Here is a 12,083-nt window from a genome sequence, read left to right as displayed (position 1 = left end):
AGGAGGACTGCGGACGGCGTGGGTACAGTGTCGCCGTCGAGCACGAGGAGGAAGGACACCGGAATGGACACGCTGATCCTCTCCCTGTTCGGCCTCTCCGCCGCCGTGGTGCTCGGGGTCTCCGTCGCCCGGATGCTGCGTGCGCGGGCGCAGCGCAGCGACCGCAGCGCCGCCGCGCACGGCACCGGCACCGGCCTGGATCCGCAGCCGCAGCCGCGGTCGGAGCGCGAGATCGAGCGGGACCGCCAGACGGCCCTGGTCTGGCTGTGCGCCCTCGCGGTCGTGGTCGGGATGCTCGTGCTGGCCTACCTGCTCACCCGATGAGACGGGGCTCACCGAGGGTGCTGGACCGTCTTTGCGCTCCCCGCGCCGATCTGTGACCATGTAGCGCCGGAGCGCCTCCCGGACTGTCCGGGACGCCGCGATCGGGGTCGTTAGCTCAGCTGGTAGAGCATCACGTTTACACCGTGCCGGTCGGGGGTTCGAGTCCCTCACGACCCACTGCGCGCCGCGCATGGCGAAGGCCGCCGCATCCCCTCCGGGGTGCGGCGGCCTTCTGCGTGCGCGGGCGGCCCCGCTGCGGGGACGCGCGGGCGCTCAGGCGGTGCGGGTGGCCAGCCGGGTGCCGAGCCAGTCGGTGGCGAGCGACACGGTGCTCATCACGCGCAGGCCCGCGGTGCTCGCGGCCTCGAGCACATCGGCCGGGTCGACGGCGCCGTCGCGGCCGGGCTTGGGGGTGAGCAGCCAGATGGGGCCGCCGGCGACGAGGGTGGTGAGCGCGTCGACGAGGGCGTCGGTGAGATCGCCGTCGTCCTTGCGCCACCACACGATGACGGCGTCGACGATCTCCTGGCAGTCCTCGTACTCGAGCTCGCCGTCGACGAGATCCTCGATGGCGTCGCGGAGCTCGAGGTCCACGTCGTCGTCGTACCCGAACTCCTGCACCAGCTGTCCGGTCGTGAAACCGAGCACCTCCGCAGGTGTGCGGGACGATGTGGCGTCTGCGGACGGTGACAAGAAGAGCTCCTCGAGGTGAGACGACGATGGGTGCGGGCGGGGCCTGAGGTGCTCTGCGAGCACGGACGGGATCCGGCGCGTAGGAATCGTACGACACCGGGGTTCGCTGGGTCACGTCCGGGGCGCGCGGGCTCTGCGCCGACGGTAGTCTTGACCGGGATCGACGCCCGGAGCGCACTGGTGCGACCTCGAATCGCGCTCGTGATGAGATGGCCCACGGCTCCGCTCAAGCACAGAGAGAAGGACAGCGTGACTGCACACGAGACCCCGAGTCCGATCGGCATCAATCTGCCCAGCCATGCGCAGGATCCCGATCCCGAGGAGACCCGGGAATGGCTCGACTCCCTCGACCAGCTCGTCGATGAGCGGGGCGATGAGCGGGCCACGGCGATCGTGCAGAACGTCATCCAGCGCGCGCGCGACAAGAAGCTGCACCTGCCGGACTCGCTGACCACGGACTACGTCAACACGATCGACGTCGAGTCCCAGCCCGAGTACCCCGGGGACCTCGAGCTCGAGAAGGAGATCCGCAACGCCCTGCGATGGAATGCGGCGATGGTCGTGCACCGCGCGCAGCGTCCCGGCGTGGGCGTCGGCGGCCACCTGTCCTCCTACGCCTCGATCTCCACCATGTACGAGGTGGGCTTCAACCACTTCTTCCGCGGCCGCGAGCACCCCGGCGGCGGCGACCACGTCTTCTTCCAGGGCCACGCCTCCCCCGGCATCTATGCCCGGGCCTTCATGCAGGGCCGCCTCTCCCAGGAGGACCTCGACGGCTTCCGCCAGGAGTTCTCCTCGGAGCACGGGATGCCGTCCTACCCGCACCCCCGCGCCATGCCGGACTTCTGGGAGTTCCCGACGGTGTCGATGGGCATCGGCCCGGTCAACGCCATCGAGCAGGCGTCCTTCGACAAGTACCTCCACAACCGCGGCATCAAGGACACCTCCGACCAGCACACCTGGGCGTTCCTCGGCGACGGCGAGATGGACGAGGTCGAGTCCCGCGGCGCGCTGCACATCGCGGCCAAGGAGCACCTGGACAACCTCACCTTCGTCGTCAACTGCAACCTGCAGCGCCTGGACGGGCCCGTCCGCGGCAACGGCAAGATCGTCCAGGAGCTGGAGAGCCAGTTCCGCGGCGCCGGCTGGAACGTCATCAAGGTGATCTGGGGCAGCGGCTGGGATCCGCTGTTCGCGGCCGATTCCGACGGCGCGCTCATCGATCTCATGAACGCCACCCCCGACGGCGACTTCCAGACCTACCGCACCGAGAACGGCGGGTTCATCCGCGACAACTTCTTCGGCCGCGACCCGCGCACCAAGGCCCTCGTCGAGGACATGTCCGACGACGACATCTGGTGGAAGCTCAACCGCGGCGGCCACGACACGAAGAAGATCTACGCCGCCTTCAAGGCCGCGATGGAGCACAAGGGCCAGCCCACCGTGATCCTCGCGCACACCATCAAGGGCTACCGCCTGGGCAAGAACTTCGCGGGCCGCAACGCGACCCACCAGATGAAGAAGTTCACCCCGGAGGACCTCAAGGCCCTCCGCGACACCCTGCAGATCCCGATCTCCGACGAGGTCCTCGAGTCCAGCAGCGTGTACGACGCCCCGTTCTACGTGCCGGACGCCGACTCCCCCGCGATGCGCTACTTCCATGAGCGCCGCAGCGAGCTCGGCGGCCAGGTGCCCTCGCGCTCGCGGGAGCACAAGCCCCTCAACCTCCCCGGCGAGGAGGCCTACAAGGTCGTCAAGAAGGGCTCGGGCAAGCAGGAGATCGCCACCACCATGGCGCTCGTCCGGCTGCTCAAGGACCTCATGCGCGACAAGGAGACCGGCAAGCTCTGGGTGCCGATCATCCCCGACGAGGCGCGGACCTTCGGCATGGACTCGCTGTTCCCGACGGCGAAGATCTACAACCCCGACGGCCAGAACTACATCTCCGTGGACCGCGACCTGCTGCTGGCCTACAAGGAGTCGACCTCCGGCCAGATCAAGCACATGGGCATCAACGAGATCAGCTCGACCTCGGCGTTCACCGCCGCGGGCACCTCGTACGCCACCCACGGCCAGCCGATGATCCCGCTGTACATCTTCTACTCGATGTTCGGCTTCCAGCGCACCGGCGACTTCTTCTGGGCCGCCGGGGACCAGCTGGCCAAGGGCTTCGTCATCGGCGCCACCGCCGGCAAGACGACCCTGGCCGGCGAGGGCCTCCAGCACATGGACGGCCACTCCCCGATCCTCGCGTACACCAACCCCGGGGCCGTGATCTACGACCCGGCGTACGGCTACGAGATCGGCCACATCATGCGCGACGGCCTCCAGCGCATGTACGGCGCGGACGAGAAGCGCCTGCAGGAGGTCTTCTACTACATCACGGTCTACAACGAGCCGATGGTGCAGCCGGCCGAGCCCGAGAACCTGGACGTCGAGGGCCTGCTCAAGGGCATGTACCTCCTCGCCCCCGCCCCCGAGGGCGAGGGCCCCGAGGTGCAGCTGATGGCCTCCGGCGTCGGCGTGCCGTGGGCGCTGCACGCCCAGAAGCTCCTCGCGGAGGACTGGGGCGTGCGCGGCGCGGTGTGGTCGGTGACCTCCTGGACCGAGATGCGCAAGGACGCCCTCGAGGCGGAGAAGGACGCCTTCCTGCACCCCGAGCAGGAGGCCCGCGTCCCCTTCATCTCCGAGCGCCTGCAGGGCGTGGAGGGTCCGTTCATCGCGACCAGCGACTACGACTTCCTGGTCCCGGACCTCATCCGTCCCTGGATCCCCGGGCCCTACGGCGTCCTCGGCGCGGACGGCTGGGGCTTCTCGGACACCCGCCCCGCGGCCCGTCGCCACCTGCACATCGACGCCCACTCGATGGCCGTCAAGGCGCTGCAGATGCTCGCCCGGGACGGACGCGTGGACGCCTCGCTGCCGGCCCAGGCGGTGAAGAAGTACGACCTCCTGAACCCCAACGCGGGCCAGTCCGGCTCCTTCGGAGGGGACTCCTGAGCGCCCTGCCCGTGAGCGAGCAGACCGCCCCGGCCACCGTGACGACCGCCCTGGACGGGCTCGTCGCGGTGGATCGGGGCGTCGCCTCGCCCCCCGTGCGCCAGATCCAGGTGTGCCTGTCCCGCGCCATCCAGGCCGGGACGCTGCCGCCCGGGACCCGGCTGCCCACGGTCCGCGCGCTGGCCGCGGACCTCGGCGTCGCCGTGAACACCGTCGCCAAGGCCTTCCGCCGCCTCGAGGAGGCGGGCCTGGTGATGACCCGCGGCCGCGCCGGCACGGTCGTCTCCCCGCTGGACGACGTGTCCGGCCGCATCGAGTCCGCCGCGCGCGAGTACGCTGTGCTCGCGACCGAGCTGGGCCTCTCGCACGAGGACGCCCTGGCCCAGGTCCACGCCGAGCTGCGCACGCTCTCCGCCGTCGGCGGCTGAGCCTGCACCCCCGGGCGCGGCCCCCGCCGCGCCCTCCCCCGTCCCCCATCACCCGAACCGTGGGAGGTTCCCGTGCTCGCCATCGTCTGTCCCGGCCAGGGCGCCCAGAAGCCCGGCTTCCTCGCTCCGTGGCTGGAGCTCCCGGGCGTCCGGGAATCCCTCGCCGCCTACTCCGAGGCCGCCGGCATCGACCTGATCGCCCACGGCACGCAGTCCGATGCCGACACGATCCGGGACACCGCCGTGGCCCAGCCGCTGCTGGTCGCCGCCGGCGTGATCGCCGCCGATGCCCTCGGCACGCAGTACCGGGCCGGCTCCTTCGCGAGCTCGAGCGCCCCGGCGCTGCTGGCCGGGCACAGCGTCGGCGAGGTCACCGCCAGCGCGCTGGCGGGGGTGCTCTCCCCCGAGGACGCGCTGCGCCTGGTCGCGGTGCGCTCGCGTGCCATGGCCGAGGCCGCGGCCGCGGAGCCCACCTCCATGGCCGCCGTCGTCGGCGGGGTGCGCGAGGAGGTCCTCGCCGCGATCGAGGCGCAGGGGCTGGCCCCGGCGAACCTCAACTCCTCCGGCCAGGTCGTCGCCGCCGGCGCCGCCGCAGCGATCTCCGCCCTGGCCGAGAACGCCCCGGCGCGCGCCCGCGTGATCCCGCTGCAGGTCGCCGGCGCCTTCCACACCCGGTACATGGAGCCGGCCCGCTCGACCCTCGCGGAGTTCGCCCCCTCCCTGTCCCCGGCCGACGCCCGCGAGGACCGCCCGCTGGTCTCCAACGCCGGCGGCGAGGTCCTCACCGACGGCTCCCGCTACCTCGACCTGATCGTCCAGCAGGTCGCCGCCCCCGTGGACTGGGAGGCGTGCATGCGCGTCTTCGCCGAGCGCGGCGTGACGGCGATCCTCGAGGTGAACCCCGCCGGCACGCTCACCGGTCTGGCCAAGCGCGAGCTGAAGGGCACGGCGCTGGCGAACCTCAGCACCCCGGACGACCTCGAGGCCGCCCGGGCGCTCGTCGCCGAGCATGCCGCCGCCGAGGCGTCCTCCGCATCGGACGAGGAGGCCTGAGCATGGCCCCGAGCCTGCGCCCCCGCGCCACCGTCCCCGGCTCCCGCGTCCTCGCCTACGGCGCAGCCCGCGGCGACCTCAGCGTCCCCAACGACGACCTCGTCGGCCCCATCGACTCCTCCGACGAGTGGATCCGCCAGCGCACCGGCATCGTCACCCGCACCCGGGCGAGCGCCGAGGTGGGCGTGAAGGACCTCGCCGAGCAGGCCGGCCGCGAGGCGATCGAGAAGTCCGGGATCGACATCGAGCAGCTCGATGCGATCATCGTCTCCACGATCAGCTTCCCGTACGCGACGCCGTCGCTGGCGACCCTGCTGGCCGGGAAGCTGGGCCGGCCCGACCTCATCGCCTACGACATCTCCGCCGCCTGCGCGGGGTTCTGCTACGGCATCGGCCAGGCCGATGCCCTGATCCGCTCGGGCAGCGCGCGCCACGTCCTCGTCATCGGCGCGGAGAAGCTCTCCGACTTCGTCTCCCCCACCGACCGGTCGATCTCCTTCCTGCTGGGCGACGGCGCCGGCGCCGCGGTGGTGGGCGCAAGTGACGAGCCCCTCATCGGGCCCACCGTCTGGGGCAGCGGCAGCGAGAACTGGGACACGATCCGGATGACGGGGTCCCTCATCGACTACCGCGACGGGAAGACCCCCTGGCCCACCCTCGAGCAGGACGGCCGCACCGTCTTCCGGTGGGCCGTCTGGCACACCGCCCAGAAGATCCGCGAGGCGCTCGAGCAGTCCGGCCTCACCACCGAGGACATCGACGTGTTCGTCCCCCACCAGGCGAACATGCGCATCATCGACGAGCTGGTCAAACAGCTGAAGCTGCCGGACTCGGTCGTCGTCGGCCGGGACATCGCCGAGACGGGGAACACCTCCGCGGCGTCGATCCCGCTGGCCACCCATCGCCTGCTCGAGGAGGGCTCCGCCAGAAGCGGCGACGTCCTCGTGCAGTTCGGCTTCGGAGCCGGCCTGGCCTACGCGGGCCAGGTGGTGATCCTGCCCTGACCGACAGGGCGCAGATCACCTCCCGTTCCCACGACGCGCGGCGCGGAGCCCTTCCCCGCCCGCCGTCGCGGGTACTCTTTCCTTGCCAACACAGTCCACAGAAATAAGGAGACCCCATGGCACACACGGAAGACGAGATCCTCGCCGGACTCGCTGAGATCGTCAACGAGGAGACCGGTGTCGCCACGGAGGACGTCCTCCTGGAGAAGTCCTTCACCGATGACCTCGACATCGACTCCATCTCCATGATGACCATCGTCGTCAACGCGGAGGAGAAGTTCGAGGTGCGCATCCCCGACGAAGAGGTCAAGAACCTCGCCACCGTCGGCGACGCCGTCAAGTACATCGCGGGCGCGCAGGCCTGAACCCGGCAGCGCCCGGGGCACCCCAGCGGGTGCATCCCGGGCGCTCCCTGCATTCCCCCGCTGTTCCTGCGCAGCGACCGCCCGCCCATCCCGCCACACCGTCGACCCGGAGGTCCTCGATGTCCGCTTCCACCACCCGTGTCGCCGTCACCGGCCTCGGGACCGTCAATCCGCTCGGCGCCGATGTGGCGTCGACCTGGGACGCCGCCCTCGCCGGCACGTCGACGGCCCGCACGCTCGACAACGACTGGAAGGAGCGGTACGGCCTCTCCGTCGACTTCGCCTGCTCCGTCTCCCTGGACCCCTTCGACGTGCTCTCCCGCCCCGAGGCGAAGAAGCTCGACCCCAGCGGCCAGTTCGCCATGATCGCGGCCCGGGAGGCCTGGGCCGACGCCGGCACCCCGGAGATGGACCCGACCCGCCTCGGTGTGGTCGTGGGCACCGGGATCGGCGGGGTCTGGACGATCCTGGACCAGTGGGACGTGGTCAAGGAGCGCGGCGCACGCCGCGTGAACCCCTTCACCGTGCCCATGCTGATGGCCAACTCCTCGGCCGCGCACATCGAGCTGGACCTGGGCGCGCAGGCGGGCGCGCACACCCCCGTCTCGGCCTGCGCCTCGGGCGCCGAGGCCGTCGCGGGCGCGCTGGACATGATCCGCAGCGGCCGCGCCGACGTCGTGGTCGCCGGCGGCACCGAGTCCTGCATCCATCCGCTGCCGCTGGCCGGCTTCGCGAACATCCGCGCGCTGTCCACCCGCACGGACGATCCGGAGCACGCCTCCCGGCCCTACGACAAGGACCGCGACGGCTTCGTCCTCGGCGAGGGCGCGGCGATCCTGGTCCTCGAGTCGGAGGAGCACGCCAAGGCCCGCGGTGCGCGCATCTACGGGTACGTCGCCGGCCGCGGCATGGCCTCGGACGCCCACCACATCTCCGCCCCCTCGGTGGACGGCCAGTCTCGCGCGATCCGCGAGGCGGTGCAGGACGCGGGCGTCTCCGCGATCGACGTCGCGCACGTCAACGCCCACGGCACCTCGACCCCGCTGGGGGACATCGGCGAGCTGAACGCCGTGGTCAAGGCCCTCGACGGGACGACGGACCAGGCCGTGGTGTCCTCGACCAAGTCGATGACCGGCCATCTGCTCGGCGGCGCCGGCGCGCTCGAGACCGTGTTCTCGGTGCTCGCCGCCCACCACCGGGTGGCCCCGCCCAGCATCAACATCGAGAACCTGGACCCCGATGTGCCGATGCGCATCGCGGCCAATGCGCCGCAGAACCTGCCCGCCGGGGACTTCGCCGTGCTCAACAACGCCTTCGGCTTCGGCGGCCATGACGTGGCCGTGGTGGTCACGACCGCCTGAGCGGCCCGGCCGCAGCGCCGTGCAGGACGGGGCGCCCACCGCATCGGTGGGCGCCCCGTCCTCGTCTGCTCCCGGAGACGGCCGGCATCGCCGCGGTCGTGGGCGGACCGGTCAGCTCACGCGGGTCAGCCAGCGCATCGGCACGCCCTCGCCGGCGTGGCGGTAGATCTCGAGGTCCTCGTCCCACGGCTCGCCGAGCGCGATGCCGAGCTCGCGCACCAGGGCGCGCGGATCCCCCTCGGCGCGGTCGATGCAGCCGCGCACGCGATCCTCGGTGAGCACGGTGTTGCCCGCGCGGTCGGTCGCTGCGTGATGGATGCCCAGCTCCGGGGTGCAGCTCCAGCGGGCGCCGTCGGAGACGGGGGTGGCCTCCTGGACCACCTCGAAGCGGACCTCGTCCATGCCGCGCAGGGCGCTCACCAGGCGCGCGCCGGTGTCGCCGCCGCCGCGCCAGCCGAGCTCGGCGCGCACCAGGCTGCGGCCCACCGGCTGATCCTCCCAGCGGATCTTCGCGGGCACGCCGAGAACTCCGCTGGCGGCCCATTCGATATGCGGTGCCAGGGCGCGCGGCGCGGAGTGGATGAACAGCACACCGTGAGTCATCGCGTTCCTTCCGGTTTCCGATCACGTCTTCCCCAACGGAACGGTTCCCTCGGAACGAGGCGAGCACGGTGCGTGCCCGCCCAGACTAGAGCTTCTCGCGGATATCTCGCAACGCGCGCTTGCGCACCGTGCGCTCGAGCCCGTCGATGTAGAGCTCTCCGTCCAGGTGGCCGACCTCGTGCTCGATGAGCCGGGCGACGATCCCCTCGCCCGCGATCTCGACCTCGCGGCCCTCCAGATCGGTGCCGACGCAGCGGGCGAAGGCGGCCCGGGTGCGCGGGTACCACAGCCCCGGCACGGACAGGCAGCCCTCCTCGCCGTCCTGCGTCTCCTCGGAGACCTCGACGATGCGGGGGTTGAGGATGTACCCCAGGCCGATCTCCTCGATGTTGTAGGAGAACGCCCGCAGCGACACGCCGATCTGGTTCGCGGCGAGACCGGCCCGGCCGTCCTCGTCCACGGTCTCGAGGAGGTCCGCCACGAGGGTGCGCACGCCGTCGGTGATGCGGGTGATCGGGTCGCACGCGGTGCGCAGGACGGGATCGCCGACGACTCGGATGTCGCGGTAGGTCATGCCGGGGTCTCCTCGGACGGATCGGTCTCGGTGACGGGTGCGGGCGGGGCGGGCTCCGCGCCCAGGACGGTGTGGTGGACGGCGACCCCGGGCTCCACGGTGCGCTGCACGGTGCAGCCCGCGTCGATGGCGCGGCCGATCACCGTCACCAGGCGCGCCAGGCCCGCGTCGTCCAGGCCCTCCAGGTCCAGCTGGATCTGCTCGCCGATCTCGGCGTAGCGATCCGTCTCCGGGTCCGCCACCCCGTGGGCCCACAGCCGGGCGGCGAAGTCGGGGCCCAGGCGGCGGCCGATGGCGAAGTCGGCGCTCATCCCGGCGCAGCCGATCAGGGCGAGCTTGAGCAGCTCCCCCGGGTTGATCTGGCCCTCGCCGGAGCCGATGGGGATCTCGACGCCGCGGCGATTGCGGCCGACGTAGCTGCGCTCGGCCACGCGGTCGGCCCAGACGGACCCGTCGCCGAAGGCCTCGGGCAGCTCGAACCGGTCATCCGGCATGGTGGTCACGCGGGGATCCTCCTGCGGCAGGGATCGGACGGAGCGGAGCGACGGTGGGAGCAAACAGGTCAGCCCCGGACGGATCCGGGGCTGACCTGGGGGCAATGGCTCCCGCGACTGGACTTGAACCAGTAACCGTTCGATTAACAGTCGAATGCTCTGCCGATTGAGCTACGCGGGATCAACGAGAAGAACTCTACCAGGGGCGGGGCGCCCGGCGCACATCCACAGCGCCCTGACCGGGGGTTTATGACCGATGCCACGTCGGCACCGATCAGACGATCAGCGCCCCGGCCTCGCGCAGCTCCTGGATGGTCGACTGGCCGCGGCCGGGGTCGACCGCGGCCACCTGGTCGGACAGCAGCCGCACCGAGAACCCGGCGGAGACGGCGTCCAGGGCCGTGGCCCGCACGCAGTGGTCCGTGGCGATCCCGCACACGTCCACCGCCGTGATGCCCCGCCCGTGCAGCAGCTCGGCCAGCGGGGTCCCGGAGGCGTCGTGCCCCTCGAAGCCGGAATAGGCGGCCTCGTGCTCGCCCTTGGTGATGCGCACCAGCCTCTCCGGGGGGACGGTGCGCAGGGCCGCGGAGATGATCGGGTTCAGCTCCGCCCCGGGAGATCCGGCGCGGCAGTGCACCGGCCAGGAGGCGAGGTAGTCGGGGTGCTCGGACCAGTGCGAGCCCGGATCGACGTGCCAGTCCTGCGTCGTGACGATCAGGGGGTACTCCTGGAGCAGGCGGCCCTCGCCCTGGGCCTGCGCGAGCATCTCTGCGGTGCGCCGGAATGCCGCGGTGGCCCCGTCGACGCCGAGCGCACCCCCTTCGGTGAAGTCGAGCTGCGCATCGACGATCAGAAGGGCGGTGACCATGGTTCGCTCCGTTGTCGAGGTTCCGGGGGTCGTCCCATGGTAGTCGCGCGGGCGCGGCAGGGGTGTTCTCGTGGATCGCGCACGCGTCTCCCAGCCGCGGCCCGTACCGTAGGAGGAGTTGGGGAGCCCCTCGGCGAACCCGGCGCGGTCCACGCGTCACCTCGACCCGAGGAGTCCCATGACCGCTACCGTCCTTCCCGCTCCCGCGTCCGGCGCTCCCGCGCACGCCCCCGTGGACGCGGGATCGTTCCCTCCCCAGCTGCGTGCCTTCATGGAGGTCTCGAACCTCGTGAAGGCCGAGGGCCTCCTGCGCCGTGCGCGCTGGTACTACATCCTGCTCGGGGCGGTCCTCGCGCTGGTCAGCGCCGCCTGCGTCGCGGCCTTCGTGCTGCTCGGCGACAGCTGGCTCCAGCTCATCGTGGCCGGGGTCTCCGGCCTGGTCCTCACCCAGGTCGCCTTCGTCGCCCATGAGGCCGGCCACCGCCAGGTCCTGGCCGGCGGGAAGTCCAACACGCTGCTGGCGCGGGTGCTGGCGGGGATGATCGGCCTCAGCTACAGCTGGTGGGAGACCAAGCACACCCGCCACCACGGCAACCCCAACCGCGTCGACAAGGACCCCGACATCGCCGTGGACGTGATCGCGTTCACGGCCGATGACGCCGCCGCCTCCCGCGGGCTCAGCCGGTGGATCACCAAGCGGCAGGGCTGGCTGTTCTTCCCCCTGCTGCTCCTCGAGGGCCTGAACCTCTACCTGCACAGCTTCAAGCACCTCTTCGGGGCCAGGCAGACCACCCATCGCGCCCTCGAGCTCGCCCTCGTGCTCGGGCGCTTCGCGCTGATCGCCGTCCCGGTCTTCCTCATGCTGCCGCTCGGCATGGCCTTCGCGTTCCTCGGCGTGCAGATCGCCGTGTTCGGCTTCTCGATGGGCGCCTCGTTCGCGCCGAACCACACGGGCATGCCCCTCGTCGCGCGGGACGCCCGCCTGGACTTCTTCTCCAAGCAGGTGCGCACCTCGCGCAACATCCGCGGCGGCTGGTGGGCGACCGCCATCTTCGGCGGCCTCAACTACCAGATCGAGCACCACCTGTTCCCCTCGATGCCGCGCCCCCACCTCGCGCGCGCCCGGGAGATCGTCCGCGAGCAGTGCGAGCGTCTGCACGTGCCCTACACCGAGGAGTCCGTCTACGGCTCGTACGTCTCGGTGATCCGCTACCTGAACACGGTCGGGATCGCCGCCCGCGATCCCTTCGAGTGTCCGCTGATGGCGCAGTACCGCAACCGGGCCTGACCCGCGGGCGGCACGACCGACGACGGGG

13 protein-coding genes and 2 tRNA genes are annotated in these 12,083 nt (G+C 71.4%); 9 read left to right on the top strand and 6 right to left on the bottom strand.

Annotation, left to right across the window (positions count from 1 at the left end; all coding sequences use genetic code 11):
- Window positions 1-63: 63 nt before the first annotated feature.
- Both BF93_RS01405 and BF93_RS01400 read left to right on the top strand, forming a co-directional pair.
- Complete coding sequence (locus BF93_RS01405) at window positions 64-324, top strand: hypothetical protein (protein ID WP_038370138.1); 261 nt, start codon at window positions 64-66, stop codon at window positions 322-324.
- 104 nt (window positions 325-428) lie between these two features.
- Window positions 429-501 (top strand) — tRNA-Val (locus BF93_RS01400).
- Window positions 502-597: 96 nt separating this feature from the next.
- Here the strand turns inward: BF93_RS01400 and BF93_RS01395 are convergent.
- Window positions 598-1,017 (bottom strand): DUF3052 domain-containing protein, encoded by a 420-nt coding sequence (locus tag BF93_RS01395; RefSeq protein ID WP_038370137.1) that lies wholly within the window; start codon window positions 1,015-1,017, stop codon window positions 598-600.
- A gap of 249 nt (window positions 1,018-1,266) precedes the next feature.
- Between BF93_RS01395 and aceE the strand changes: the two genes are divergently transcribed.
- The 6 genes from aceE to BF93_RS01365 all read left to right on the top strand — a co-directional run bounded on the left by aceE (window position 1,267) and on the right by BF93_RS01365 (window position 8,228).
- The gene (aceE, locus tag BF93_RS01390; RefSeq protein WP_038370136.1) at window positions 1,267-4,017 is read left to right on the top strand and encodes a pyruvate dehydrogenase (acetyl-transferring), homodimeric type; all 2,751 of its coding nucleotides are present in this window, start codon (window positions 1,267-1,269) and stop codon (window positions 4,015-4,017) included.
- Between the two features lie 11 nt (window positions 4,018-4,028).
- Window positions 4,029-4,445, top strand: coding sequence for a GntR family transcriptional regulator (locus tag BF93_RS01385; protein ID WP_232226143.1), 417 nt, complete (start codon window positions 4,029-4,031; stop codon window positions 4,443-4,445).
- A gap of 72 nt (window positions 4,446-4,517) precedes the next feature.
- Window positions 4,518-5,498, top strand: a complete 981-nt coding sequence (locus BF93_RS01380) for an ACP S-malonyltransferase (protein ID WP_038370135.1) — start codon at window positions 4,518-4,520, stop codon at window positions 5,496-5,498.
- Between the two features lie 2 nt (window positions 5,499-5,500).
- Entirely contained in the window at window positions 5,501-6,502 is a 1,002-nt protein-coding gene (locus BF93_RS01375) for a beta-ketoacyl-ACP synthase III (RefSeq protein WP_051486385.1), read from the top strand.
- Between the two features lie 116 nt (window positions 6,503-6,618).
- Window positions 6,619-6,867 carry an acyl carrier protein gene (locus tag BF93_RS01370; protein WP_038370134.1) on the top strand — a complete coding sequence of 83 codons (249 nt, stop codon included), beginning with the start codon at window positions 6,619-6,621 and terminating at the stop codon, window positions 6,865-6,867.
- Window positions 6,868-6,986: 119 nt separating this feature from the next.
- A complete protein-coding gene (locus tag BF93_RS01365) occupies window positions 6,987-8,228 on the top strand; it encodes a beta-ketoacyl-[acyl-carrier-protein] synthase family protein (RefSeq protein ID WP_038370132.1) in 1,242 nt (413 codons plus the stop codon).
- 111 nt (window positions 8,229-8,339) lie between these two features.
- On the opposite strand, the gene BF93_RS01360 is transcribed toward BF93_RS01365, so the two are convergent.
- From BF93_RS01360 to BF93_RS01340, 5 genes are all read right to left on the bottom strand, one after another.
- Window positions 8,340-8,831, bottom strand: coding sequence for a DUF3145 domain-containing protein (locus BF93_RS01360; RefSeq protein ID WP_038370131.1), 492 nt, complete (start codon window positions 8,829-8,831; stop codon window positions 8,340-8,342).
- Window positions 8,832-8,916: 85 nt separating this feature from the next.
- Entirely contained in the window at window positions 8,917-9,405 is a 489-nt protein-coding gene (locus BF93_RS01355; RefSeq protein WP_038370129.1) for a peptide deformylase, read from the bottom strand.
- The gene (locus BF93_RS01350; protein ID WP_232226167.1) at window positions 9,402-9,899 is read right to left on the bottom strand and encodes an OsmC family protein; all 498 of its coding nucleotides are present in this window, start codon (window positions 9,897-9,899) and stop codon (window positions 9,402-9,404) included. The genes BF93_RS01355 and BF93_RS01350 overlap by 4 nt, the downstream gene beginning before the upstream one ends.
- 105 nt (window positions 9,900-10,004) lie before the next feature.
- A tRNA-Asn gene (locus BF93_RS01345) sits at window positions 10,005-10,080 on the bottom strand.
- A gap of 93 nt (window positions 10,081-10,173) precedes the next feature.
- A complete protein-coding gene (locus BF93_RS01340) occupies window positions 10,174-10,767 on the bottom strand; it encodes an isochorismatase family protein (RefSeq protein ID WP_038370127.1) in 594 nt (197 codons plus the stop codon).
- A 178-nt stretch (window positions 10,768-10,945) separates the two neighbouring features.
- On the opposite strand from BF93_RS01340, the gene BF93_RS01335 reads away from it, so the two are divergent.
- The gene (locus tag BF93_RS01335; RefSeq protein WP_051486383.1) at window positions 10,946-12,055 is read left to right on the top strand and encodes a fatty acid desaturase family protein; all 1,110 of its coding nucleotides are present in this window, start codon (window positions 10,946-10,948) and stop codon (window positions 12,053-12,055) included.
- Window positions 12,056-12,083: the final 28 nt, after the last annotated feature.

It is taken from the genome of Brachybacterium phenoliresistens (genome assembly GCF_000576425.1).
In the GTDB taxonomy this organism is placed as follows: Bacteria; Actinomycetota; Actinomycetes; order Actinomycetales; family Dermabacteraceae; genus Brachybacterium; species Brachybacterium phenoliresistens.
Note: the sequence above shows the minus strand (reverse complement) of the source record. Positions and strands in the feature narration are given on the sequence as shown.